The 24,301-nt window shown below is 61.8% G+C and carries 21 protein-coding genes; 5 read left to right on the plus strand and 16 right to left on the minus strand.

Going from position 1 to position 24,301, the window contains the following annotated elements:
• The 4 genes from SX1_RS22490 to SX1_RS08725 form a co-directional block, all read left to right on the plus strand.
• On the plus strand, positions 1-375 hold a 375-nt coding region (locus SX1_RS22490; RefSeq protein WP_043145463.1), incomplete at its 5' end, for a phosphoribosyltransferase-like protein.
• Entirely contained in the window at positions 376-2,286 is a 1,911-nt protein-coding gene (locus tag SX1_RS08715) for an ORC-CDC6 family AAA ATPase (protein ID WP_157410136.1), read from the plus strand.
• Positions 2,279-3,454 (plus strand): hypothetical protein, encoded by a 1,176-nt coding sequence (locus tag SX1_RS08720; RefSeq protein ID WP_167539638.1) that lies wholly within the window; start codon positions 2,279-2,281, stop codon positions 3,452-3,454. The genes SX1_RS08715 and SX1_RS08720 overlap by 8 nt, the downstream gene beginning before the upstream one ends.
• 121 nt (positions 3,455-3,575) lie before the next feature.
• Positions 3,576-5,045: a hypothetical protein gene (locus SX1_RS08725; protein WP_043145465.1), complete on the plus strand. Its 1,470-nt coding sequence runs from the start codon at positions 3,576-3,578 to the stop codon at positions 5,043-5,045.
• Positions 5,046-5,592: 547 nt separating this feature from the next.
• Here SX1_RS08725 and SX1_RS08730 read toward each other — a convergent pair.
• Positions 5,593-6,120, minus strand: coding sequence for a hypothetical protein (locus tag SX1_RS08730; protein ID WP_157410138.1), 528 nt, complete (start codon positions 6,118-6,120; stop codon positions 5,593-5,595).
• 588 nt (positions 6,121-6,708) lie between these two features.
• Between SX1_RS08730 and SX1_RS08740 the strand changes: the two genes are divergently transcribed.
• Complete coding sequence (locus SX1_RS08740) at positions 6,709-7,107, plus strand: hypothetical protein (RefSeq protein ID WP_019052682.1); 399 nt, start codon at positions 6,709-6,711, stop codon at positions 7,105-7,107.
• A 2-nt stretch (positions 7,108-7,109) separates the two neighbouring features.
• Here the strand turns inward: SX1_RS08740 and SX1_RS08745 are convergent, their stop codons facing one another.
• The 15 genes from SX1_RS08745 to SX1_RS08820 form a co-directional block, all read right to left on the minus strand.
• Positions 7,110-10,850, minus strand: a complete 3,741-nt coding sequence (locus SX1_RS08745) for a conjugal transfer protein TraG N-terminal domain-containing protein (RefSeq protein WP_019052683.1) — start codon at positions 10,848-10,850, stop codon at positions 7,110-7,112.
• Between the two features lie 8 nt (positions 10,851-10,858).
• Positions 10,859-12,280: a conjugal transfer protein TraH gene (locus tag SX1_RS08750; RefSeq protein ID WP_019052684.1), complete on the minus strand. Its 1,422-nt coding sequence runs from the start codon at positions 12,278-12,280 to the stop codon at positions 10,859-10,861.
• 47 nt (positions 12,281-12,327) lie between these two features.
• Positions 12,328-12,930 (minus strand): hypothetical protein, encoded by a 603-nt coding sequence (locus tag SX1_RS08755; RefSeq protein WP_019052685.1) that lies wholly within the window; start codon positions 12,928-12,930, stop codon positions 12,328-12,330.
• Positions 12,927-13,814, minus strand: coding sequence for a conjugal transfer protein TraF (locus tag SX1_RS08760; protein ID WP_019052686.1), 888 nt, complete (start codon positions 13,812-13,814; stop codon positions 12,927-12,929). The genes SX1_RS08755 and SX1_RS08760 overlap by 4 nt, the downstream gene beginning before the upstream one ends.
• Positions 13,811-14,407 (minus strand): S26 family signal peptidase, encoded by a 597-nt coding sequence (locus tag SX1_RS08765; RefSeq protein WP_019052687.1) that lies wholly within the window; start codon positions 14,405-14,407, stop codon positions 13,811-13,813. Before SX1_RS08765 ends, SX1_RS08760 begins: the two co-directional genes overlap by 4 nt.
• On the minus strand, positions 14,379-15,269 hold the full coding sequence (locus SX1_RS08770; RefSeq protein ID WP_052310895.1) for a type-F conjugative transfer system pilin assembly protein TrbC: 891 nt from the start codon (positions 15,267-15,269) through the stop codon (positions 14,379-14,381). The genes SX1_RS08765 and SX1_RS08770 overlap by 29 nt, the downstream gene beginning before the upstream one ends.
• Positions 15,241-16,335 (minus strand): conjugal transfer protein TraN, encoded by a 1,095-nt coding sequence (gene traN, locus SX1_RS08775; RefSeq protein WP_019052689.1) that lies wholly within the window; start codon positions 16,333-16,335, stop codon positions 15,241-15,243. Before traN ends, SX1_RS08770 begins: the two co-directional genes overlap by 29 nt.
• On the minus strand, positions 16,332-18,263 hold the full coding sequence (locus SX1_RS08780; protein WP_019052690.1) for a hypothetical protein: 1,932 nt from the start codon (positions 18,261-18,263) through the stop codon (positions 16,332-16,334). The genes traN and SX1_RS08780 overlap by 4 nt, the downstream gene beginning before the upstream one ends.
• Positions 18,264-18,558: 295 nt before the next feature.
• The gene (locus tag SX1_RS08790; RefSeq protein WP_019052692.1) at positions 18,559-19,572 is read right to left on the minus strand and encodes a TraU family protein; all 1,014 of its coding nucleotides are present in this window, start codon (positions 19,570-19,572) and stop codon (positions 18,559-18,561) included.
• Complete coding sequence (locus tag SX1_RS08795; protein WP_043145487.1) at positions 19,569-20,171, minus strand: conjugal transfer protein TraW; 603 nt, start codon at positions 20,169-20,171, stop codon at positions 19,569-19,571. Before SX1_RS08795 ends, SX1_RS08790 begins: the two co-directional genes overlap by 4 nt.
• A gap of 58 nt (positions 20,172-20,229) precedes the next feature.
• Positions 20,230-20,466, minus strand: a complete 237-nt coding sequence (locus SX1_RS08800) for a hypothetical protein (protein ID WP_043145490.1) — start codon at positions 20,464-20,466, stop codon at positions 20,230-20,232.
• Positions 20,463-20,840: a hypothetical protein gene (locus tag SX1_RS08805; RefSeq protein ID WP_019052695.1), complete on the minus strand. Its 378-nt coding sequence runs from the start codon at positions 20,838-20,840 to the stop codon at positions 20,463-20,465. The genes SX1_RS08800 and SX1_RS08805 overlap by 4 nt, the downstream gene beginning before the upstream one ends.
• Positions 20,837-21,166 (minus strand): hypothetical protein, encoded by a 330-nt coding sequence (locus tag SX1_RS08810; RefSeq protein ID WP_019052696.1) that lies wholly within the window; start codon positions 21,164-21,166, stop codon positions 20,837-20,839. Before SX1_RS08810 ends, SX1_RS08805 begins: the two co-directional genes overlap by 4 nt.
• Complete coding sequence (locus SX1_RS08815) at positions 21,163-23,685, minus strand: TraC family protein (RefSeq protein WP_019052697.1); 2,523 nt, start codon at positions 23,683-23,685, stop codon at positions 21,163-21,165. Before SX1_RS08815 ends, SX1_RS08810 begins: the two co-directional genes overlap by 4 nt.
• The gene (locus SX1_RS08820) at positions 23,682-24,287 is read right to left on the minus strand and encodes a TraV family lipoprotein (RefSeq protein ID WP_043145492.1); all 606 of its coding nucleotides are present in this window, start codon (positions 24,285-24,287) and stop codon (positions 23,682-23,684) included. The genes SX1_RS08815 and SX1_RS08820 overlap by 4 nt, the downstream gene beginning before the upstream one ends.
• Between the last annotated feature and the right edge of the window lie 14 nt (positions 24,288-24,301).

The following is a 24,301-nucleotide window of genomic DNA, read 5'->3' on the forward strand; positions in this document are numbered from 1 at the left end:
GCCATCATCCTTTATGTCGCCGGCGACCAAGCGATTGAGCATATCGAGGCATTTCTTCCGAAGCTCAGCTTCAGCAAGGGATCAATCGATTTCAAGGTGGTGCATAAGCTCGGCCCGACAACCCCGCTTGATGATACCGCCGATGAGGCGATATTGAAGCTCGTCGCCGACAAGCGCTATTTCGATGATGAGGCCGACGATGAGCATTCAAAGGTTGGCGGCACAAGCAAGCGCTTCGGGTACGCAGGCTGTCGCCTACCGCTGGTTCTCGCACACAACACGCCAAACAACTCCATCTATCTGCTATGGGCGGAGGATGATCAGGACGTCCGGGGCCTCTTCCCGCGCGTAAGCCGTCACAGAAAGCTTCAGTAAGTGCGCAATCCCTTCCGCATGCGCGCCTCGCAGCGTTCGACCAGCGACGACGAGTTCGTGCGCCTGTTCGGCGCCGGTGCGCTCGACGTGATCAAGGCTTTCGACGATCCTTGGAACGGGCTGGTGTTTCTTAGGAGCGCACCCGGCGGCGGCAAAACCACTTTCCTGCGTCTTCTCACGCCCCGTCCGCTTCGCCTCACCGATAAGCTCGCAGACCAGAATCAGCAGGTCAAAGCCACGCGCGACGCGTTGCGCGAGATCGGGGCGATCGGCAGGGAAGGTCCACAGCTTCTCGGCGCCATGGTAATCTTTACAAGCGAGTATAAGGAACTCTCGGCTTTCGACCGGGGTAACACTCTCTTCCGCGAGCTCCTCAATTCTCGAATCGTGGTCGCAGCGCTCCGGTCTGTCGTCGAGCGCGCGGAGCGCCAGTTTCCGGACGATCTTCACTTGTTTACATTCGAATGGGAGCCTGAATCGGATGCGACCATCCCCGGTCGCGCCAACGGCCAGCAGCTCTTCGAATGGGCCTCGCGGATCGAACGCGGCTTTTACAACCGCATGGACGATCTGGGCGCGCCATCCGCCATCGAGGGCGGCCATGCGCGGCTAGACGGCCTCAAATGGTTCGCTCATGTTTGCATCAGCGACGCACATGGCCCGCTAGATGTAAAACGGGTGCTGCTCATGGACGAGCTTCAGACACTCTCCCCGGTACAGCGAGGAAGCCTGATCGAATTCGTCACGAACGCACGCGAGCAGTGCGGAGTGTGGATCGCGGAGCGGCTTGAGGCGCTCACGCACAAGGATCTTTTGTCCGAGGGTGCGCTGCGCAAGCGAGACTATGACAATGTCATTCAGCTTGAAGAGCGCTGGTCGGGGCCCAAGACCAAGCCATATACGCGCCTTGTCGAGTCGATCGCCAATCTTCGCGCGGCGAAAGCCGACGGATTTGAAGGACGGGAATTATTCCCTTTAATCGGTGAGACCGACGATATTGCGTCGCTCGAGGATGCGCTTCTCGCGCGCAGTGCGCAGATCGAGCAGGAGATCATCGACGCGGGCGGCGCCGGCCGGCGGTATGAGGAATGGCTGGCTGCGACTCGCGCTCTCGACGGTAACGCCCTAGAGCGTGCCTTCCAGTGGCAGCTACTCAAAATCTTAGTCGTTCGCGACATGCGCCGCGCCCAAAGGACGTTCGACTTCGATGCCCTGTCGATCGATGAGCTTGGTAATCGGTCGGGGAGTGGCACTGAGCGGGCCGCCGAGCATTTCCTACGCACTGACGTGGCCGCACCTATCTACTTTGGTCGTGAGGCCTTGAGCGCTGTCTCGTCTTCCAATGTGGACCAGTATCTTGAAGTCGCTGGATCGCTGTTTGAGGAGATATCAGCAAAAATTCGGTTCCATCGCGATCAGCCCGTCCCCCTTACGGCGGCCCGACAGGACGCACTCATTCGCAGTGTGGCTCGGGAACGCTGGGATGGGCTGCCGCGGAGGCTGCCACGAGGGGTTGAGGCTCGCCGTCTCCTGGAAGCGATCGGCGAATTCTGCCGCCAGCAGACCTTCCGCAAAAGCGCGCCCTATGCGCCCGGCGTTACCGGTATTGCAATCACTATGGAAGAGCGCAAGCTTCTGATCGACAGCGAGGATAGCGACATCACGCCCTTCCTTCGCTTGCGCGACGTGATGACGTCGCTTGTGTCGCATAATCTCCTGATGCCCCGGCTCGACCATCGCAACAATGGCCGGGAATATGTTGTGTTCTATCTGAACCGTCTGCTGTGCGTACATTTCGGCCTACCATTGGGATACGGAGGATGGAGGGGCCAATCGCTGCGTGATCTACTGCATTGGCAGGAGACCGGCGGCAACGCTATCGCGATCGCAGAGGAGGCGACCCTTGTCTAATCAGGATCCTTCGATGCGCTGGGACCCCTATTCGCTTACGACCAATGCCGATTTTGACGGTTTTTGGGCGTCGCGCCTCGCTGAAAAGCCGCGCAAGCTTCTTCTGATTATGGGGCGGGGGTTCGACATCCGGACGCTCGAAATTGCTCGTCGTCTATGCGGTCTCGGCGCGGACCTCATGGTATGGCAGCTCGCTTTCGACAATGGCTTGGAGGACAGCGAAGCGCGGCTTGGACTCACCGAAAAGAATAACGAGGCATTACAGGCGCTGGTGCCAGCCGACCGCATCGTGTCCGTGCCGATCGAGATCGGTGGCCCGGCGGGTGCCGCTGTCACATCGCGCAACACTAAAATCGCGCTGGAGGACGCCGGTGCCTTCGATATATTCGACGACGTGATCGTCGACATCAGCGCGATGCCGCGTATGGTGGCGATGACCGCAGTCAGCGTGCTTCTGTTCAGCCTTGACAAGAAAGCGCAAGATGGCGGCGATAGCGTGAACCTACACGTCACGACAGCCGAGAGCGTGTCGGCCGACCTTGGTGCCTCGACGGGAAGCCTGCGCGACAGCGTGACATTCGTCCTCGGATTTTCCGGACATCTCGAGGCTCAAACAACGCAGAACTGGCCGCGGGTCTGGTTCCCGGTTCTCGGCGAGGGGCAACGGGACCGCCTCAATCTGATTCAAGAACATATCGACCCGGACGAGATTTGTCCGGTGATTCCCTTCCCGACCCGAAAGCCGAGGCGGGGCGATGAAGTCGTCGGAGAACATCGCGACATCCTCTTTGACGACTTCAAGATTGAGCCGGCGAACATCTTGCTTGCGAGCGAGTATAATCCGTTCGAAGCCTATAAGCAGCTTTATATGGCGATGGCGCAATATAAAAGGGCGCTCAAAACGATGGGCGGATGCAAGCTTTTTGTGTCTCCGCTTTCGTCCAAGCTCCTGTCGATCGGCGTCCTTCTAGCATGTTATGATCATCGCTTCGGCTCGGCTCAGGGGGATAGCTTTGATGTAGGCATCCCTTATGTTGAAACGGCGGTTTACGGCGATCCGAATCAATCTCCAATACCCACTGGCTTTGATCTTCATTCGATGTGGATCCGGGGTGACTGGGAGGATTCCCTCCCAGCCATGCGCTCGGAAGACAACAGCCATGACTAGCTGAAATCGATCTGACCAATACTCAACGGAGTCAGAATCGCAACTGAGATAGGCTGCGTTAGTCAATCGATACTACAGTGGTACGAGCAGTGAAGCCATCCGGCCTTGTAGGGGAAGCAAAGTGGGCGAAGCAAAGAAACGTGCACGTGGCCGAGCTGAGGCATTTGCAGCTACCGCGCCAATCGACCGTCGGCGGTTCAATCTCTTCGCTATCGGCACGCGCATGTCGCTCATTGCTCACCTCGCCGAGGAAGTATCTTGGTGGGCGACAGTTGATGAGGCGCTGCTGGGTGTCGTTCTCCTCGATAAGATCGACGATGACTTTGGGTGGCTGATCCTCGCCCGCGATCCAATCGGGCGCTTCCGTGCCATCGCCGTCAATTCCAGCCTGCCATCGCAGTTCCAGGCGGAGGAAGCGCTTCGCATCGAGGTCGCCCGGATGGTTCGCGAAGAGAATATTGGGGAGCTTGGCAACCAAGGCGACACGCCCAATTCACCAATCGACTTGTTGCGCGTGCCCGCTGGAACAGATCCGGCGAGCCTGCATCCTTACTTCCGCGAGCTGCTGGAGCGGCCATCCCGCTCGCCCGGCCGGGCTGTCGTACGTGAAATCGGTCCATGGCTCACCCCAAAGGATCCCCACCTCGTCGAAGAGTTTCAGCGTAAGGCGTTCGACCAACGCCTTTGGGAGCTATATCTCTGGGCTGCCTTTCGGGAATTCAATCTCGACGTCGAGCAACTCGAGGCGCCGGACTTCCGCTGCTCCGCGCCCGGCATCGATTTCACCGTTGAAGCGACCACGGCCGCTCCATCGACCATGGGACCGCTAGCATCGCACCCGGACCCGAAGACCGCAGCTGAGATCGACGATTTTCTGCGGAATTATATGCCGATAAAATACGGGTCCGCGCTTCACTCCAAGCTGATAAAGGTCAACGCTAAGGGCCTGCATTATTGGGAGCGGGAGGAAAGCAAGGACAAGCCGTTCCTGCTGGCGATCGCTGACTTCCACAAGCCAGCCGCAGGCGGCGAGCCCGCCTCCCTCACATTCACGCAATCCGCGCTATGGCAGTATCTCTACGGCCACCGCGTCCGCGCGGAGATGCGGGATGGTGCGCTCATGATCATCCCCGAACCGATTGTGGAGCATGAATTTGGCGAGAAGCGCGTTCCCTCAGGCTTCTTCGACCAGCCCCTGGCGGAGAATATCTCGGCCGTCGTCTTTTCCAATGCCGGCACCATTGCGAAATTCGACAGAATGGGCGTGGTCGCCGGGTTTGCTGAGCCGGGCGTTCAATATGTCCGGTTTGGCTTGCGTTATAACTCGGATGCGAACGCATCGATGGGCACGCCATTCTTCGATAACGTCCAGTCCGCCGACTACGAGGAATGGTGGACCGACGAAATTCAAGTATTCCACAACCCACGCGCCAAGCGGGGCCTCGATTTCTTCGCTCTTCCAGGCGCAATACATCACTATTTCAAAGATGGCGACCTGCATAGCTTCGCCCCGGAGGGGAGCGTGCTGTCGTCCTATACCATGCTCATAACGACACATGACGAGGGACGTTTGGCCCCTCCCCCAGGGTGATTGTTGCTAGCCTGCGGCGTGCTTGCCTTTGAGGCACGTTGACCCGCGGAAGCTCCTACGATCGGTATTTTGGCTGAAGAACGACCGTCAAGTCGTTGTGCTGTTGGCAATGTGCTTATACCATAATGCGATGATGCTGACTCACGAGGCGGGTTCCCCGGCGAAGGCCGGGGTCCAGTCCCATGGTCCGAACTGGACCCCGGCCTTCGCCGGAGCACAAATAGCTATAGGTTCGCGTCAATGCATCTTGGTATTACGGGTAATGTCGGCTTAAATTAATTCCCAGCTATGGCTGACGGTCCCATTCCTTCACTTCGAAGCTGCCATTGGTCAAGCACGTGAACGGCCGCTTTCGAAGGATAGGTGCTCCACACCGGACTGAGCAAAATGTCCCACTTATGCATTCACCCGCTCTCATTTAAAGCCCTTAACCTGCGCCGAAGAGGCGGCATATCCTGATCATCGTGCCATTTCGCGGGACGCTGCAATACGCCCAACCCACTGACCCGGCTCCGAATACACCAGAGAATGCGGTATAAAGTCCAGCTCAGATATCGGCGCTAAGACAAAGGCCTCTTTCCCACAGCCAGGCTTCAATCTCGGCAAGGGTGACCTTGCCGGAATTGCCTACATTCATTATTTTACCGCGCGTCAACGTTGCAACCCGCTCCGGAAGTAGCCGGTCGCGCTCAGCAGGATCCGCTTCCGGCTCGATGACTAAATATCGTAACACGTTGTTGGCCCGGCCTGACAATGCGGCACGGTTGGTTTGAATAGCTTCTTCCCGGGCACGCAACTCTTCACGTGACATGACATCGCGCACCCGGCCGATGCTGATCCCAAATGCTGCGGCAATTTCGCGCGGTTTCATGCCTTTGGCTTTCATGGCAATCATCCGCTTTCCGCGCTTCTCTGCATCGCTTGGCTTCTGTCTGGGTTGACGCATCGCAGGGCGTTTCACCTCGATTACGCGAACACCGTCCCAGAAGCGAATGGTGTGCAATGACCGATATCTGATCGCATCCATTGCCCATGTTTTCGCAGCGTCAACATCTGGCACATCGACCAGCCTCATCGATGGCTCGCCCTCGCCGGAAATCAGATAGAACGCAAACGCAGGCACAAGTTCGTCCTTCGGAAAGACTGTGATTTTCAGATAAAATCATTCCGTCGGCAAGATCGCAATTGCACCGCCGTACGGCGCAAAAATACGCCGACACAAGCAAGGAATAGCAGCATATTTGCCACAACATTCGGCCGACAATGGTTCATCTGATATTGAAACGGCTGACAAACAAACCTCATTCGCACGATTTAGGCGGGACGTCCGTGCGCTTTTCTCGCTGCTGTCGCTCCTGATCAAGTTCACGCGCGATCTGACGGCCCAGGAGGCGCGCAAGTCGCAGGATGGCGGCATCCGCTTCGGTAGACAGGCTTGGAGGTGCATCTCGATTGGGCCGCTTTTTCTTCATTGCGGCCGTGTCCAGGATTTGAAGTGCGCCCATTTGTTTGAATCGTAGAACAAAGCTTGATGGAGGGGGGGAGGAAGGGAGGGGGCAGGAGTCTTGCGGTGGCCATGGGCGATCGGTCCACGGTGATCAGGGTGGATCGGTTTCCAGTCGGATAATCCTGTGCTATTTTTCAAAACGGAAAGGCTTTGCAGATGCAGATTGTTGATCACGTCGAACAGACAGATGCGGCAGGCTCGCCATCGCCGCGCGCTGCCGATTGGTTTTGGCGACCATGGTACGCGAAGCTCTACTGGGTAACGGCGCTGCTGTACTGGATTGGCCTCGAGATCATGATAGCCATCCCCTATGACCGGATTAATACGTTCGTGGCCAACACCATGGTGTTGCTCATCCTCGTCTTCAATCCGATCACGGTCCTCACGGTTCTCGGCCATGGTTTTTTGAAAGCCAAGGTCGCCTGCGGGGATTGGACCATGGTAGGATCTGCTGCCCCGTCCCAACCAAAATCGCTGATCGACCCCTACACGGACTCTTTCGATCTCCGATCGGGGCTTCGGCATCTTCGTCACATTGGTGCGATTAAGGACTAAGCTCATTGGTCGCGCCGACTTTTGAAGCGAGAATCCCCATCGGCCAAGCCATTATCCCGATCTGACATCAGCCGACCCGTATTCAGTACGGATGACTGTTCAAGGGAAGTGATCGGCCCGGTGACGTCGACAGTTCCGCGACCGGAATCTGCTTGCTCTAGGTAGCGATTTCGCAAGCCATCATTGCCGAGTATCTGCTGACTTAATTCTCGGGTGAAAGCCTCTTCGGGCCGCGCTGACTTTGAGGCGGTGCGCTCAGCAGCGGCTATAGCTTCGCGCACATCGTAATTCACTATATCGATTGAGGATTGCGCTGCCACTCCGAACCCTCCGCGATCCGAAATTTCCGCTGCCAGGCTTGCGGCCGCGTTTCCCGTGACGCTGTTGCCCTTCTCGGACCTGCCGCCCTCTTTCCGATCGCCTCTCACTCCGCGAGACGCTGAGGCGGTGATGTTCCCGGATAAGGTTTGGCTATCCTGCGTTTGATGCTCGGCCGATCGGGAAAGCGACCGTTGCCACCCGGTCTGCGCCATAATCGCGGTGACATCACGCTCGAGCGTATCGGCGACCTGCGGTTTCAGCCGCCAGTCACCTCGCCGATCCATCTCGAACCCGCCGCGCAACCAGTTGGCCATGGCGGCCTGGCCTGGCGCGCCGCTGCCCAGGAAATGCTCGATGGTGTCCGGCCCCGCCTGTTTGCCGGCTTCGAACCGCGTGCTGGTGTCGTTGCGCGCCGACTGGCTGAACCCGGTGCTGCTGGAGACGAGGAGATCATTATGGGCAAAACTGAACCGGGCATGCCCGCCATTGGCGATCGCGCCAAGCTGGCTTTCGTTGATAAGCCCCCCGCGCCACATTTGTGCCGCTAGTTCCGGCGTCAGGTTAAGGCCGATGTCGCCATTCTGGTCCATGGCGATCTGGCGCTTCGACATCCCCACACCATGCTCGCGGAGCAGCGCCTGGGTGCGGGTGAGCCGCTCCTTGTCGACGATGCCGGTCAGTCGCTCGTTGCGTGCGCGATCGGCGATGCCTTCCGCACCGCCTTCAGCCATATCGACCTGGTTTCCAGCAGTGCCCGCCAGCGTGCGAATGAAAGAATCGAGGTGCGCGGCCTCGCGCACCGATACACCAGCGGCAGCGGCACCTTGTGCAAAACCGGCATTGTCTGCCTGGCGCCGCTGCTCGCCTATTTGGGCCGAGCTGCGCACGCCATCAGGACCGATCTCGCGCTGGGCATCGAGTTTGCCCGACCGCTCGGCAAAATCATAACCGGCGGCCTCGCGCGTGCGGCCATAGACACTCGTGCCCTCGCGCGCGGCTTGCGCTGTTGCTCCGTCGGCAGTGCCGACCTGAACAGCGGCATTATAGCTTTCCATGGCGCGCAGCACCTGCGCCTCGTTGCGCCCGGTCGAGCGCGACAACTGGCTGATCGCGGTCGATCGCGCTTCACCCGAAAGTGCATTGATAAACCCGATGCGTCGGCTGGTTTCGGTGACCGAGAGACCCAGCATCCCTGCGGCCTCGCGCTGCCCCTGATTATGCCCGGTGCGATGCGCCTGTTCCGTCGCGACATTGCCGCGTTCGACCGCCGCAACCCTGTCGCCGGCATAGTCGCGTCGTCCTTTCATCGCGCCAACCTGGGTCTGCGCGGCAGTCAGGTCATTGCGGAGCATCTGTTCCTGATCGAAGGCGTTGGCCGTGATCTTGGCGAAGGTCGGATCAGCACCGGCCTGGGCTATCACGGTCGAGGCCTTGAGCGCCGCATCCTTTGCATCATAGCCGCTGCGTTCAAAATGCCGCTTCGCCCCCGATTGCATCATCTCATAGGCTTGGCTGTCGCCGAACGCCTTCCACTGCACCATATTCTGCGAGAAGGCGGCAAAAGCGCGTTCGCCGCCCTGGCCTTCGCCGAAGTAACTCGTGCCCAGCTTGCGGAGTGCATCCCCTTGCGCAAAATTGTGGATGGCAGAGGTCGCTGCATTGGCCCGGATGGCGCTGGCCGTGGCAGGATCGTTCAAATCCCGCCCGACCAGGGCAGGGGAGAGCCCGCCCAGTTCCCGCGCGGCATCGGCCCGGCCAAGCCCGAACGCCGCCGTTCCGGTCGCGCCGCCGCCATGTTCGCCCAGTACCGATCCGGCCGAAGCAAAGGCGCGGTCGAGCCCAAAACTGCTGCGCTCGCCAAAATCGCCGAACCCCGCCGATGTGGAGCGCCGCGCCATCGTGCCACCAGCTGAAGCCTGTGCCTCCAGCGCGGAGGCATAGCCCTCGCTGGTCCCCACGGTTGCCGCCGCCATGCTGCCCTGGCCCTGGACGCCGAGCATACCGGACGTGAAGGCGGTGAACATATTGCCCGAGAAGCGGAACACGGTGAACACGAATGCGCCCGCCAGGCCCGCGGCTGCGGTTCGGAACGAGCCGAAAATGGCCAGCGCCTTCATTGCCGCCGATGGCGCAAGAATCCAGCTATCGGCCGCGACGTTGGTCGCGCGCAGTTCGGCCAGCACATCCATCGCCCGGCCAAGGGTGAGCTGGTAAATGCCCGCATCGATCACGCCCCAGAGCGCGACGAACACGAACAGGCCCAGCGCGAAGCTTGCGACCCGCAGGTTGATCGGCGTCAGGATGAACAGCAGCGCGATCGGCATCATCATGAGCATGATCGCGAAAACCGAAGCCCGGATGGTCGGCATCCACTCGTTGGCCGTCGAGAGCGTGGCAAGGCCGTTGGATTCGATCGCCCGGTTCGCCATCACCCGCGCCGTGGCTGCAGGCGAATCCTCAAACAACACATCGCCGACCGTCTGACCGAGGAGGATGTTGGTGAGGAACGTCTGTCGGCTCATCGATTGGCCCAGCATCATGTCGCCCAGTGCGTCGATCTGCTGGCGGCAGCGATCGCGCTGACTGGCCTGGTTCACATCGAACCCGGTGCGGGCGCAGACCTGGTCGCTATAAGCGTCGAACGCTGTGGCATCCGACAGACGGTCGGCAATATGGTCCCAGGCCGCATCGCAGCTCATCGTCGTCCCGCCCTTGTCGCTCGCCGTATAGACGGTCGAGAAGGTGGCGGGGCCAGCCATCGCCGCGAAGGAAGCAGGCAGGTCAGTCGAGGTGCGGAACAGCTGATCGTCATCGACGCCATAGGCCGGTGAGACACGCGCGACCGGATAGCATTGGCGCACATAATCCTTCACGCTCGCGTCGAGGAAGATATCGACGATCGGGCTGCGGGGCGAGACTGCGTTGAGGAACAGGTCGAACGCATGGCCGCCCGCGCCAAGTTCCAGCTTGGCATTGGGATCGGTGGTATTGTCGTCGATGGTTTCTGCAAGCGCCCGCTCCATCAGGTTGGTGACGCCGGCAACCAGCACGATGAGATTGGGTACATCGCCAACCGGCTGATAGGCGTTGCGGACCCTGTCATAGATGTGGACCGTGCCGGTCGTAGCGATCATCCCGGCAAACAGGCCGATGCCGACCAGCATCTGGAAACCGAAGGCAACCAGGCCCATGCCGGAACCCCGAATGCTGGCGATAACCGCGCCAAGGCCAATGCCGACCACCGCGACAATCAAAACCAGTGTTTCATAGCGCGGATCACCGAAGATCATCGCCACCAGGTGAAACGCATCGACGGTTTCGGAAAAGCCGTCCCAAGTGTGATAGCTGGCATCGATCGCCAGCGCGGGCGTGGCGCTCAGCAAGCCGAACAGGACGCATGCCAGGCGGATGAGATGACGCATGGCTCGCCTCACCGGTTGCGATTGGCGTTGGCGCCAGCGGCGTCACGCGCATCACGATCGCGCTGGCGCACCACCCCGGCATAGTTAGCCGACAGGTTCGCCTGGTTCATGGCCGCGATGTAGGACTGGCGCATCTGCGCGCGTTGGCGCAACACTTCGTCGCGCAGTTCGCTTAGCTGCTCGATGCCCTTGATCAGGATGCGGGTCTGGCAGATGTTCGTGTTGTCCGCGTCAGCCGCGCCCGCCGTCGTCACGCCGCGCTCTGCATTTTGCAGCGCAAAGTCGATCGAGCGGGTCAGATCATTGAGCATCTGATAGGCGAGGGTGAGGGCGACCAGCTCGTCGGTGTCGGCGATCACGCTGTCGGTCAGGCCCTGCCGCACGCCCCATTCGAGCAGCCGATAGACCGGCAAGGTCCGTACATTGGCGACGAACTGCATTTCTTCTGTCGTCAACGCGGCGCGGGTACGGATCTTGGCGGCCACCGATTCCATCCTTTCGCGCGCCAGCAGCAGCGCGCCGCGCCCGGCGCCGTTCACCGAGCAATCCGAAGCGGTCGCAGGAATGTTGAGCGCGCGGGTGGGCACCCGTCCGGTCAGGAAATCATCGGCGCTCTCGCTATCCTGGCGCGGACAGGCGGGGATGGCCGAAAAGAGCGGCACCTTGTCCTTATCATCCCAGCGCATATAGACATCGCCGACCCGTGCGCGCATCACGCCGGCCCAGTCTGAGGCCCCGACGCGCGCGGCAGCATGGCCAAGCAGCGAGCCGGTCTTGAAGATGTCGGTGACCTCGGCCGGGCAATTGGCGAGCGCGTCCTTCAGATCCTCGGTAGGATTGCCCTTATTGGCCTGGATCTTCTCGCGACTTTGTTGCCAGCTATTGGCATAGCCTGCACGGATCGACTTGTAGCCGGTCATCTCCTCGACGATCCCCGACATATTATCATCGCCCCTGGCGATCTGCACCATGCGGTTGGCGAGACGGCAGTCGTTCACCTGGATGGAATTGAGGTAATTGGTCGCTGCCTCCATCTTCGAGATGATGTTACCCATTTTCTCGTCGAGGGTTTCGAGCAGATATTGGAAGGCGACCGCCGGCGCGGCCTGCAGGATCGTCTCCAGCTTCTGGACCAGATAGTCAGGGTCGAGAAACGACATGCCGCCTAAAAACATGTCGATGCCGCCGCAGCCCGCCTTCACCTTGGGAAGCGTCAGGCTCATGAGATAATCGTCATGGACATCGACGCGGCCCGACATGCCGCCCGCTGTCACATAGCCGCGGGTCTGGTCCTCGAAGCTTCCCGGCGAGCTATAGGTGACATTATCGAACCAGCTTTCGGCCCAGCCTTGGGCATAGGCAGGGGCCTGGCCGCACGAGGCGACAATGATGGAGAGCGTAAGGATCAGACGATGTGGATGATGTCCCATGGCAGGATTCCTGATGAAAATGGACAAGCGACGCCGCCCCGCCATGATCAGCGTCGCTTTGGGTTAGGGGAGGTCAGCGCCCTCACGCCGACGATCCCGGTGAATTTCGACATGGCGCGCACGCCTACCGCAGCCCGGGTTCCGGTCAGCATGCGGGCGGCGAGCCAGGCATTGCGCGCGATATTGGCGCTATGGTCGGTGCCGATCGCGATCGGCACCATGCGGTTCGGGTCGGCAAGCGGGCGCACCCATGCGACCGGGTTTCCGACCCAGGGAAGGCCGAGACGTCCCGATCGCAGCATCGCTTCCTGGGCACCGATCGTGCGCACCTGCCAGCCATAGCGGGCGCGGAACGACTGAAGTTTCGACCAGAGATCGCCGCAGGGCAGGCAGGCTGATGCCGTGCTCATCTCGATAGTGTAGAGCGACGCTTGGCCACGCAGCAGGATCTCGAAATCGGCAGGAAAGTCGCGCGTCACCGGCACGCGGGCCAGCCAGAGACCCATGTCTGCGGCTGTCGAGACCGGATGAATGGCGGCTCGCCTGGCAAGGCCGCGATCCGTCGGCTGCGCAGCGGCTGTTGCGGGCGTCTGCACCGATATTGTCAGCAAGATAGCCCAGGCGAACAGGGCTTGCCCAAGGCGCGTCACGGCCTTGGCCCCTGAACATCGACGAGGTCGCCGCCGATCACGCGCGGATCGGTCGCGGAGACGGGGCCATTGGCGAGCGCATCGAAGAAGCCGTCTTCCTCGCCAGCACCCGTCAGCCATTGTTCGGGTCGGATGTCGCCGCGCAGCAGCCGGACCGCCTGATAGGCCATCTGGGCGAGATTGGGATAAGTCTCGACGCCTGCTGCGATTACCATGCGCTGGGCGCTGTTCCGGCGAATGACCATGGTGGTCGGCGTTACCTCGACCCCGAAGCGCCGGCCGAGTTCGGGTTTGCGGTCGAGATCCATGAGGCTGACCTGCCAGCCCATATCCTCCTGGAACCGCTGAACGATCGGCCATTGCACCTTGCAGTAGCCGCATGAGTCCCGTGCGAACATGACCAGCGCAAATTCCCCGGCATGCGCGCGCAGATAGTGGCGGCGGACCTGATCCTTCTGTGCGCCCAGCGCATCGCGGGCCTCGCCGACCATTGGATTGGCGGCGCGGGCATTGAGTTGCGGATAGGTGAGCATGGCAAGCTGGGTCACGCCGGCAAAGGCGCGCGCCTTGCGCCGGGCAAAATCCTGCAGCCGCCAGAAGTCGGCGACCGCATCAATCGTCAGGACAGTGGCGGCATAGTCGCGCTGCTGTTCGATCAGCTTGGCGATCCGGGGCGGCGCCCATTTGGCCAGTTCAACCATCGGCGGTATGACGGGTCTTGGAATGGCATCATCGTCCGCCTTTTCCGCAGCGTCGGCTTTGGGGGTTTCATACCACCAATAGCCGCGGGTTCCGCGATCTCCCGGGCCTGGAGGCGCGGGCTGCGCACCCGCAATATCGACGGGCAGCAGCAGCAGGGCACCCAGAGCGAGGAGGCGCTTCACAGCAGCTTCTCCATGCGGATGAGCCGCGCAATGGAGACCGGACCATAATAGCGGCTGTCATATCCGTCGGGATGGCGCGAGCCGACGAAGATCATTCCATCGGGAATATGCGGACTTTCCGGTCGCCAATGGTCAAGCGCCTTGCCGCTGCGCGCTAAGGGTTTGGCGACGCCCATCAGCCTGCCATTGCAATAGTACCACCCGGTCCAACCGCGGCCCAGGGTGGCAGGCTTTTCAACCACCACGATCCGGTCGCCTGGCAAGCACAGCGCATATTTGGTGACATTCACTGGCTTGGGGCCGGCAAGCGGATCGGACAGAAGGAACGAGACGAGGTCGCCGTGACGGATCGGGCCGGGGGAGCGGTGCACGACCCAGGCATCGATGGAGGGCGTCATGACCAATGTGATCTGCGGCATCGCCCACCAGGCAAAGAGACCGATCGGCAGCACGATCCCATAGGCCTTGAAAAGCTGACCCGGGCGGGCCGGCTGCCCAAGACCAGCAGCGCCGAGCGCCACGGCTGCGCGCAGCGGCAGATCCTTGAGTTCGCGCCAGACCCGGTTACCGGCGCGCCATGTGAGCAAGAGCATCCTGCACCTCCGCCTTGCCGCCAAGGCGGCTATATTCCTCAAGAAGCCCGGAAAGGGCAGCATCGCCCAGCACGAGATGCGCTGCGCGCGGGCTTGCCTCGTCGCGCTCGCAATAGGGCCGGGTCGGATCGCCCGGGATCATCGCCAGCGCCGGCACCTGGCTGACGCGATGCTGCCGGAAAATCAGGGGATCGACGATCAGCTGCACGTCGCGCATGGCGCAGGCGGGACCTTCGCAGCCCGGATCGCGGCGCAGTATCGCGGCCGACAATTTTGCCATCGGACCAACCTGCCGCATCCCGCCCGGCATGCCGCGAAAAGCCATGACACCCCTGGCCCGTTCGAGCTGCCCTGCATAAGTACGCAGTGTTTCAACCGGCATGGAGGAGGACACGAACAGTAGCGGGACCCACTGGTTTGCGCTGGGGCCGGAAACAACGCCAGCCAATGCCGCTTCTTCGGGCTGTTCAAGACCCAGGGCCTGCGCGATACGCCGACTGGCGGTGTCCCGTTCGATGGCGAGGGCTTTGCGCGTCGCCGCGACGTCTGCCTTGACGCGATCCGCCATGGCAGGATCCTGCTTGCGCCTGTTGATCCCCTCGAAGGCGCGGCGCTCCGCGCCAGCGTCGGCTTTTGAGGGCAGAACGGGCGAGGCTTTCGTTGAAGCCTTGGCCTTGGCGGCAGCCCGCTTCACGCGCTCCATAGCCGCGTCACCCTGATCCTGGATGCGCGTACGCGCATTTGCGCTCGTCGGCTGTTCGGCCACAGCCTGCGGTTCACTTGCTCGCACCGATGCGGGATAGAGCGCGAGAGCCGCCAGAAGCAGGGCGCGGCTAGTTGCTGATCGTCTGCATATGGGCATCGATCTTGTCCTTCATCTCGATCTGGATTTCGGATTGGGCGCGCGCCTCGATTTCCGTATAATATTCGGAGAGGTCCATTTTGCTGAAATCGAGCGCCTGGAATTCTTGCGGGCTAAAGCCCCGGCAATAGGGTTGCTTCGCCGTGCCCCAGCCAATCGCGGCGAAAGCCTTCAACTGCGGGCGACCCTGTTCCTGGATGATACGGCCAAGCTTGGTGTTGAAGCAGCAATGGCCCCGGGCCTTCTGGACGCAGACGCCCAATATGCTCGACGAGCAATAGCTGCCGATCTCATGGCACATGCCCGAACCGCGCAGCATGCCCACTTCCATATCCTGTTGGTCGCAGCCCTGGAGCAGGAGATCGATCATGAAATTGACCGCAAGGCTGATCGCGATCGATGTGGGATCGATGCCGACGATGATGGCATTGGCGCCAGCACTCGCTGCCTGGCTTGCGGTCGCGCCTGCCTTAAAGGCGGTGTAGGCGGCTTTCATGCCAGTGAAGACGCCCTTGGCCACCGCGATCTTGGTCGTAATCGACGAGATCGATCCGCCCATGCCGTCCTTCACGATCTTGCCCTTGTCCTTGCAGCAATTCTGGAAGGTGTTGCTGAGCCCGGCAGGACGGCAGCGCGCGGCGCGGCCGGAAAAAATCTCGATCGTGGCAAGGCAATGGCCATCGGCATCGACGGCGCCGTCGGCTGCGACACCGGGATCATCCACCACCGGCTCCTCGACGATCGGATTGGCGCTGGTGTCGATACAGGCATTGGCCGAGCAGCTTGGCGCGCCGCCGCTGGCCGGCACAGCGCAGGCATATTGATCGCCGAGCGGGCAGCGCATTGCTCCACCTTGATCCGCCAGGCACGGCGTTTCGCCAATGGGGCACATCCATCCGCCCGCGCCGGTCAGGTGACAGCTTGCCGTTTCGCCGTCGTCCGCCGCATCGCCATTGCCGTTAAGATCGACAGCGCAAAGCTGCTGAGCGCTTGCGGTGCCGGGAAATAAGGAAACAGCGCTGACGAGGAGGATCAGCCCCAAGGGAAAGGTGCGCCGCCATCTCATCGCACGGCACTCGTGCAGACCATGTCGGCGCCGCCCAGACGCACGGTCTGCATCATCACCACCGCTTCGGGAAAATCATCGATGCAGCCGCAGCCCTGCACCAGTTCCTCACCCGTGCCCGCAGGGCAGACACCATTGTCCTGGCAGGCGTGATAAAAATAATCCCAGCTCATGGGATCACTTTGTCTGGAACCGGTCACGCCATCGGGGGCTGCGGCTATATTGACCTGCGCCTTGCGGGTCTTGCAGATGGGCTCGCACGCATTGACGCTGCCGGACACGGGCAAGGAAAAATTGCGGGTCGTCAGGCTATGGCTGCCATCGGCATTCTTGACCCGATCAGCGAGCAAAGTCTCGGTCGAATGATCGATGATATAGGCGCTACGGGAAAGATCAGGCTGTGGAACCGCGCCACTATCGAACGTGCAGGCATAGCTGCGCTGGCGCTCGAAGAAGGCGCGACTGATCGACGTCGCGCAGGCGCCCGTGCCGATCAACCGGGTCTGGGGCAGGGGGGTGAGCCCGGTTTTGACGCCGTTGCGAAAGGTGATGACGCCATCGACATCTTCATCATCGAGACGACAGGCATCATTGGCCGCATAGCCCGAACAGCTGTCGACAAGCTGCTCGCTCGTCTTGCAGCCGGCGTCCACCTTTGCTTCGATCGCCGCATAGGCTTCGCCGCCATCGGCAACCGCGACCCGCAACCAGATATCATGATCGCCTTGCGTCAGCCTGGAGGTGAGATCGAGACCAGGATCGACATAGAAAGCGCTCTTCTTCTCGCATTTGCCCGGCGGCAGTCCCGATCCGGTCCAGACTTCCGGGCCTGAGCCAACCAGTTCGCCATCGATCCTGATTTGTGCCCAATCGTCTCCGCCAAAGCGGGTCAGAAGCACTTGGTGAAGCCTTGCGGCGTCCTTGACCCGCAGCGTCATGTGAAAATCGATAAGAGTGCAGGATCCGCCAGACAGGCTGTTGTCGGCGGGCGAGCCCATGACGAAGGTGCGGCTGTTTGGGTCTGCCGCGAAGGTTGCGTAACCGCCCGCCACACGATCGATGATCATCTGTGCGGCTATCTCTTCCTGTGCGATCTGCCGGGTGATCGCGCAGCCTCGGCGCACCTGCGACGTGCCGGTTCCGGTCGACGAGGCGGAAAGTGCCTGGAAAACACTGCTCGTTTGCGCGGCGCTATAGGCGTCGCCCGCCATGGCGCCCGGATTGGCCTTGTAGGCCGTGGCGCCAACCTGCGGTTGCGCCGTGCAGGATGTGGTTTGCGCGCCGGTATAGCGGATGAGCGGGCCATCGATGGACGCCTGCGCGATGCCGATACGCGGATCGGCCGTGGTGAGCGCGCCGACAACGCCGCCGCCCAGATCCTTGAGGATCGAGGCCATATTGCCCCAGACCAGATTGCTGCCGCAGCTATTGTTGACGCAGTAACAACCGGCCAGATCGGTCAGCTCGACCTGGGACAGCGTCAACGATCCGGACGCAGAAGCGTCCCAGCGGAAGAAGCGGCATGCGTCCCAACTGCCCGGCGCGCAGGAGATGATCCCGTTGGCGCAAATCCCGGACGTGGGGACCGGAACGGTCAGTGCCTCATCGAAGCTCCCGTCGAGATCGCTGTCGCGCGATATGCTGAGCGTGCCGATATCGCCGGTGGCGTTGGGCTGGGCGAGCAGTTCGAGCAGCGTCGCGCTTTTCTGGCAGGCAAGATTGGGGGTGAAGGTCTTTTTGGTGTCGAGGGTGGTGATGGGCTGTCCCGCCAGACCCGGCGTCACATAATTGCCAAGCAGCGCGTCGCTGTCAGCGCTCTTCGCCCGCGCGGCGGCCGCTGCAGCGCGGGCGCGGTCCTGCGCGGTCTGCGCATGGAGCGGGGCAGGGAGGCTAAGCGCTGCGACAAGGAAGAGGGTAGCTGGCCTCATGGCCGCGTCTCGCGCCGCAGCCGGAACTGAAATATAGCTGGAACAGGGTCGGCAAGCTCTGCCCGGAATACAGCCTGACCTTCAAAAACGGTCAGCGTGGCCACGACCATATGCGGCGAAGAGGGGACCGCCGCATGATCGTCTGTATCTGTGGCCACGCCGACCGTCCGACCGGTGCCGCAGGGGGGATGCGACACCGGCCTGACCGCATGGGGACCGCCTGGTTCGGTGGAATGACGGGCAGACCATCGGCTGATGCCAGGCGAGGGCATGCGGATCGGGAAAGGCGACCTGGTCATGGCGTCGAAACCCCGGCGCAGCAGATCGTCTTTTCAAACAGCATGAACTGGGCATTGTCCTTGCCGGGCGCATGTTTGGCGCTGGTCCAAAGCGCGCCTGGCCGCCCGACATTGACGCACTGGCCACCCTTGACCGGTTCCATCAGCTGGAACTTGTAGCGGCTCTTGGTCCAGACCGGCTGCGGGATGAACGAGCAGCCATCCGCTGAACTGACGGTAAGGGCGCCAAGCCGCCCCATCATGAAGACGCCGCGCGCGGCGAGCCCCGCCCAGGCCTCGACGCTGTCGCTAAAATGGATGTCGCCAGCGATCGGATAGGTCGCGCCCCAGGATCCCATGCACCAGAAGAGCGGATCGACGACCTTGCCCGCAGCGGCCGCAGCGCTGTCGGCCATGCAGGCAAGGCCTGCGGCCGGATTGCCGAACAGGATTGCCTCTGGCTGGATGATCGCGCCCAAAGTCGCCGACTGCCAGGTCGGCAGTACCTCGGTGATCATCGCGACGTCGAAGCCATCATCCTCGATGCAGGGCAGGTCGGTGAACATGTCGAGCATCTTCCATACCGGCGCGATATAATAATGCATCTGCGCGAACATCTTGCGCGTGTTGGTGCCGTCGGCGATGCTGGTCTGGCTGCCCTGTAGTCTGCCGCCGGTCGGCATGATGTCAGCGCCCAGCGCCATCATGCAGCCAGGCTCGGTCACAACATCGACCATGCGATTGGGCGACCAGAAGCTGACCTTCACGCCGAACCAGAATGTCACGCCCTTGCGGCACGCGCATAAAGGCTTGGATGCCGATTGCGCGTCGAGCGCCTTGCCGAGCGGATCGCTCGGACCCACCTTTACCCCGCCGATGGTGATTGGGAAAATGCAGTTCCAGCGCACCTTGGTGATCGGGTTGAATATCGTGCCCGCCTCGCATTTGGAGGCATGGGCGGGGGACGCGATCGCCAGTGCCGCGAGGGCCGAGCCGAGCGTTAAAACGCTTCGGACAGAGAGCATCTTCATCGCGCAGCCCTCCGCGGACTTGGGGCCATGACGACCTCGGTCAGCACCAGCTTTTGCCCCACCTGCGCGACGATCACCGGGGCGACCGTCAGGCCAAGCCGTGCCTTTACGCGCTCTTCGAGCAGGAACAGCGCCCGGCCGTACCGCTCGCCCAATGTGATGGCATCGGCGTGCGTATCTGCGGCCTGGGAAAGACCGCCGGCGGCGAGCAGGATGAAATCGGCAGGCCTTGCGGTGCGTAGCGCCCAGGCAAGATCGCTGGGGTGCACTATGATCAGCCGCTGAGGCAGCGACACATAGGCAAGCGGATTGAAGCTATAGCCTTTGGCGTAAAGCAGCTTTTCGCCCGGTAACCGAATATCCTGATCGAGGGTGTAGAAAGGCACGACCGTTCGGCGGCGATCGGCGCGGGCGATGCCGAGCGCGGCAGGCTTCATCGCCGACCAGCGCTCACGCGGGCCAAAGGCGGCTTTCATGTCGGGAACATGCGTGGCGCGGCTTTCGATCTCGCTCAGCGCATCGGGCTCGGCGATCGGCCAGGTGCGGCCGATAATGCTGGTCGCGGCCGTGACGGGGGCGTGCGTCAGCAGTCCTGGCATCAGCGCCAATGGCGCTATTGCCCATAGGGCATGACGAGAGCGCGTTGGACCCATGCTTCTAGCGCCCATGACGCCGTCTCCAATATGGCGCACGGTTCTCGCGCGCCTCGCCGATCGCGGCGCTGATCAGCGCCGCTATCGCAATGACCGCAATAACCGCGCCGAGAATGCGGACGACCGCGGGCACGGTCGGCAATTGCCAGGCGATACAGGATTGCACGAGCACAAGGCCCTGGCTGCCGATCAGCAGACGGATGGGTCCTGGCGCGGGCGTGGCGGAGAAGATGCCGTTCACATCCGCCTCCACCGCTGGATCATGGCATGAAAGCGCTCGGCGACTGCATCCCAGGGAATAAGGATCAGACCTGTCGAGCCCGCGCCCATTCCGGCGCAGATGCCGATGAAGATGCCTTCCGCAAGCGGTGCCTGGAAGAGCCACGCCGCCGCAAATGCACAAAACGCAGCATTGGCGATGCCGCCGGTCACCAACATTATATAGCTCATCCGCGCATGATGGCGTTCCGCCTGGATGACCGTGACGATCGCCTGCGCGACCGCGTCGATACCAAGTGCCGGGTTGCTCACGCTGCGCGCATAGGCAAGGAGCCCATGGACATCGTCTCCGACGTCGAGGCCAAGATCGAAGCCATTGGCGTGATCGGCCTTCACTGCGCCCTCCAGTGCTTGAAGCGTGAGAAGACCATCCCGCATGCGCCCGACAGGCCGATCAGCAGCATGCCGCTCGCACAGCAGGCGGCAGCCACGAGGATGCCCGCCCGTATGGCGTGGAGCGGCGGCTGATGGAGCGCGATCCCGGCTATGATGACGAGACTGCCCATCATGCAGGTTTCGATGGCCACCAGCCGCAGTCGCCAATGGAAAGCGGCGGCCTCGGCGCGACGGGCGACACGCGCTTCGATCATCGCTTCGATCGCCGGGTCGTTTTCCCAGTCGAGCGCCAGCTGATCGGGATGGGTTACAGGCTTGTGCGTCATGCTGCCCTCCCGCCCTGCCGAGTATTTCCGCTCAGTATTTGGGCCGGATCGACACCGGCCAGTTCGCACACCGCTTCCAGCGGATTGCGACCGGCCCGCACAAGCGCCTCGAAGGCGGCAACCTCGTTGGGCGCAGAAGTATTGATCCAGTAGCTGAAGGGATCGACCACCAGTCGCGCGATGCCGAGGCCCAATGGACTGTCGATGAACACTTCGGAATAGTTGGGCTTGGCGTTCCGGACCGATTTCAGAAGATCGAGGACGAACCCCGAATAGTCGAGGATCTTGTTATCTACCGCCTTGTCATAGGTGGAACCCTGGAGCAGGAATTTGGTCGCGGCATTTTCCAGGATCACCTGTCCGGTGCCGCCAAAGAGCATGAGGTCGTTCATGCTCTGGAGCACGATGCCAAAGCTACCCTGATATTTGCGCGCGCGGCGATAGCCCTGGCCGAATGCCTCGGCGAGACGGGAGAGGTCCTGCCCGTCGCTGCGGGTCATGAACTGCGCGGCCTCGTCGCACAGGACGAAGCGGGGTTTGTCGCGGGCCGAAAGATAGAGTTCCTGCGTGACCGCGTTCACCACTACCATCACGATCACGTTGAAGAGGTCAGGCAGCGCCTTCAGGCGTTCGAGCTCCAGCACCACGAATTCGTCGCGCGAGATGTCGAGTGTCGAACGACCATTGAAGAAATGGCCATAGGCGCCCTGCGACCCGAAATCGCGCAGGTTGAACGCCAGTTCGCGCGCGACCGGTACCAGATGATCGACCCGGTCGAGGTCGGAGGCGGCATTGTCGGGATAGCGGCCGAGCCAATGCCGCACCGCGTCGATGCCGTCTTCGCCGCGCCCGCTATCGACCGTCCATTGCACGGCGGATTTGAGCAGGTTCCATTCCGATGTGGTGACGGGCTTGCGGGTCGAGGCGTTCGCCATTTCCGCGACGATCGCGACCGCCATGGCAATGGCCGACTGCTTGTCTTCGCCGTCGAGCGCCAGCCCCATATCGAAAGGGTTGAGCACCAGGCGCTCCTCGCCAATGTCGATATAACGCCCCGAGCAGAGCGTGCAGAGCTTGCGGTAGCTGCCGCCGATATCGATGATGCGGATCAGCGCGCCCTGCGCATAATATTGCTGGCACAAATTATTGAGCAGGAAACTTTTGCCTGCTCCGGACTCAGCCGAAACGATGAAATTATAATTGTTGATCCGCGGGTCGAAGAGATCGAGTGTGATGAGCTGCCCCTTGCGGCCCACGTAGAGAAGGGCCGGGCGGCCGCCGCCGCGAAAATCGGTCTGGACCGGCGCCATGAGGCTGGCGGCCTTCACGGCCATGCGGAAATCGCGTTCCAACAGTTTCATTGTCTGCTTCTCGGGATAGAGCCCAAAGGGCAGGCTGGCAGCGAGCAGCACGGGAAGCAGATAGCTTTCTTCCTGCACCATGAAGGGCAGGGGTTCTGATTCCCACAATCGCTTGGCGCGCGCCGCCATCTCGCGCGCCTGCGCGCTGTCGCGACCGAAGACCCACATGGTAGGGATCACCGAGACGAACCGGCTGTTTGACGCTTCATCGAGAATCCAGCCAATCTCCTCGATCTGCTTGCCAACCTCGACTGCAAAACTGCCCGCGGCCTTCTGCGCCGAGAGGATCTGGGCGCGCTTGTGGATTTCGAACTGCGAATGGTCGAACAGGACCGAGAGGCAATAGAGGAACGGCCCACCAATCTGGTCGCTGTCCTCGGCAGAGCCGCGCATCCCGCCCATAAGACGGTTCGCGCGCTCGGCGGTGATCCGGCGTGCGGGCGCCTTGGGCGTGAGGCATCGCGCCACCTGGTTACCCAGAAAGACTTCCGGGCCCTCGAAGCAGAGGTCAGGTCCAGCCTCGATAATCTGTCGCGCGATCGACGGGGCGGGCATGCCGCCCATGCTTTCGCTCAGGAACACCCCCGGCGCAGGCGCGAAGACGCCGTTGAAGATCCGGCGATAGAAGCTGACCAGTTCGTCGGGCGGCAAACGCCGAATGCCCATCTTCGCCAGTTGCTCTTCCACCTGGCGGCGCAGGTCAGCGCCGAGCTTCACCCGCGTCTTGATCGCGAGGAACAACCGGAAGTCGCGTACCGGGATGGCATGGAGCGCATCTAGCCCCCTGGTTCCGCCGCGCAGATAGTCGGCCGTGCGCCGGGCCGAGGCCTGGACCAGCGGGTCTGGCCTGACCTTCATATCGAGATAGGCATCAAGCGCAGGATCAATCAGCGGATCGGCGAAGGTGATGAGCTGGAGGACCGTGCCTTCGGGGAAATGAATGTTGAGCAGCCCGAGCAACGCCTGTTGCACATGGGCGAACATATAGGCGGACGGCACAAGCTCCCAGGCCTGGCCCCAGCCATCGTCGATGCAGAGGAAAGCTTCCTCCTCTTCGACCCAGGCGACCATCGGCAGGAAATCCGAATAGGCGTCGCGGGTCACGGCGGCGCGCAGGCGCTGATAGCTCAGACCCTTGTGGCCGGGCCGCGCGCTCATGGCCGTTTGTCCGGATGGACGGTAAGCGGCATGGCCTCTTGCGTCGGCGCGTCCGTGCCGCCCGGTTCGCGCTCACGCATCGTGCGCAGCACCGGTGGCGCAGGCGTTTGCCCTCCTGGTTCCACCAGATAGTCGCCCACGACCCAGGCGGGCCGATCGATGATCGAATAGACATAGCGGGCCATATAGAGCCGGTCGGGGCGCTGCTTGTCGGCATAGGGAAGGATCAATGTCCGGATCGTGCGCGAAGGGCGCAGCATCGGCGATCCGGGAGCCTCGATCAGCGCGCCGACATTGCCCTGGCCAGGTTGCGCCATAGCCGGGGGTGTCGCCATAGCCCTGGCGGGGCCCAAATCTCTGCCGCGGGCTCTCTTCTTGTCCGGAGCGAGCAGCTTGCGATCATAGGTCACTGCAGGATCGGATCTTGAGGCACGGCCTGCGACCGCATCGGCATAGGCTTGGCCCGGATGGATGCACTGGCCATGGTCGCTATTCTTGCACGAGAATTTCTCGCTATAGGGCGACATCACCGATCCGATAGTCGCGCAGCCGGGCAGCGCGAGAAGGGGCAGCAGGAGGAGGCAGGGTCGGAGCATCTTCATGGCTTTGTCTCCCA

It is taken from the genome of Sphingobium xenophagum NBRC 107872 (genome assembly GCF_000367345.1).
GTDB classification, from domain to species: domain Bacteria; phylum Pseudomonadota; class Alphaproteobacteria; order Sphingomonadales; family Sphingomonadaceae; genus Sphingobium; species Sphingobium xenophagum.

Coding starts and splice junctions, on each gene's coding strand:
- SX1_RS08770 (WP_052310895.1), bottom strand. CDS start 15,269: ATGCCCATATGCAGACGATCAGCAACTAGCCGCGCCCTGCTTCTGGCG.
- SX1_RS08765 (WP_019052687.1), bottom strand. CDS start 14,407: ATGCTCTTGCTCACATGGCGCGCCGGTAACCGGGTCTGGCGCGAACTC.
- SX1_RS08815 (WP_019052697.1), bottom strand. CDS start 23,685: ATGAGCGCGCGGCCCGGCCACAAGGGTCTGAGCTATCAGCGCCTGCGC.
- SX1_RS08780 (WP_019052690.1), bottom strand. CDS start 18,263: ATGAGGCCAGCTACCCTCTTCCTTGTCGCAGCGCTTAGCCTCCCTGCC.
- traN (WP_019052689.1), bottom strand. CDS start 16,335: ATGAGATGGCGGCGCACCTTTCCCTTGGGGCTGATCCTCCTCGTCAGC.
- SX1_RS08740 (WP_019052682.1), top strand. CDS start 6,709: ATGCAGATTGTTGATCACGTCGAACAGACAGATGCGGCAGGCTCGCCA.
- SX1_RS08790 (WP_019052692.1), bottom strand. CDS start 19,572: ATGAAGATGCTCTCTGTCCGAAGCGTTTTAACGCTCGGCTCGGCCCTC.
- SX1_RS08795 (WP_043145487.1), bottom strand. CDS start 20,171: ATGCCAGGACTGCTGACGCACGCCCCCGTCACGGCCGCGACCAGCATT.
- SX1_RS08820 (WP_043145492.1), bottom strand. CDS start 24,287: ATGAAGATGCTCCGACCCTGCCTCCTCCTGCTGCCCCTTCTCGCGCTG.
- SX1_RS08745 (WP_019052683.1), bottom strand. CDS start 10,850: ATGCGTCATCTCATCCGCCTGGCATGCGTCCTGTTCGGCTTGCTGAGC.
- SX1_RS08730 (WP_157410138.1), bottom strand. CDS start 6,120: ATGAGGCTGGTCGATGTGCCAGATGTTGACGCTGCGAAAACATGGGCA.
- SX1_RS08810 (WP_019052696.1), bottom strand. CDS start 21,166: ATGACGCACAAGCCTGTAACCCATCCCGATCAGCTGGCGCTCGACTGG.
- SX1_RS08750 (WP_019052684.1), bottom strand. CDS start 12,280: ATGGGACATCATCCACATCGTCTGATCCTTACGCTCTCCATCATTGTC.